Below are 815 nucleotides of genomic sequence, written 5' to 3' on the forward strand. Positions count from 1 at the left end.
CCTGCTGCATTTCCAGCGCGTCGCAGGGGTCGATGATGGTCAGATTGGGCATGGAGCCAAGGATTGCCAGGTCGTCCGTGGCCTGATGGCTGGGACCGTAGCCGGACTGAAGACCGGGCAGGCCGCCGATAATCTTTACATTGGTGTTGTGCTCGCAAATTGCCTGAGAAATAAAGTCATAACATCTTCTGGCGATAAACGTGGCGTATGTAGTGGCAAAGGGGATAAACCCCTCCTTAGCCAAGCCTCCGGCAGCACACATCAGAAGCTGCTCGGACATGCCGACGCTATAGAACCGCTGGGGAAAGGCGTCCCGGAACACATGGATGTCCGTATACTTGGCGAGGTCCGCGCTCAGGCCGATGATTCTGTCATTTTCCTTTGCCAGCTCAATCAAAGCATTGCCAAAGGGCTCTGCCATGGTCGGATGATTTGTTGCGACGTTGGAGTCGCTGATCACACTTTTGATACCGTTGCTCATTAGTCCTTACCCCTTTCCAATTCGCTGAATGCCCGTTCCCAGCCCTCTGCGTCCAGACTGATGAAATGGCTCTTCTGATTGCCGATCAGGAAGGGAACTCCCGTGCCGGGAACGGTATCGCAGAGAATGATGTGGGGCTTCTTTTCAGTGGAATTTCTGGCCTTATCCACAGCTTCCATCACCTGTGTAATGCTGTTGCCGTTAATCCGCTGCACATCAAACTTGAACGCGCTGAATTTTTCATGCAGAGGCTCGGTATCCAGCACCGCGCTGGTAAAGCCGTCCGCCTGAATCCCGTTGATGTCCACAATGCCGATGATATTGTCAAGCTGAT

At 53.4% G+C, this 815-nt stretch carries 1 protein-coding gene and 1 pseudogene; both read right to left on the reverse strand.

Annotated features, from left to right (window positions below):
* Positions 1-481: transketolase family protein (locus B2W96_RS02975; RefSeq protein WP_414692955.1), on the reverse strand; the 481-nt coding region annotated here is incomplete at its 3' end.
* Positions 481-815, reverse strand: a pseudogene (locus tag B2W96_RS02980) (transketolase); the annotation flags it as partial. The gene B2W96_RS02975 and the pseudogene B2W96_RS02980, both read right to left, overlap by 1 nt.

It is taken from the genome of Oscillibacter sp. UBA6647, from assembly GCA_002455655.1.
GTDB lineage: Bacteria > Bacillota > Clostridia > Oscillospirales > Oscillospiraceae > Oscillibacter.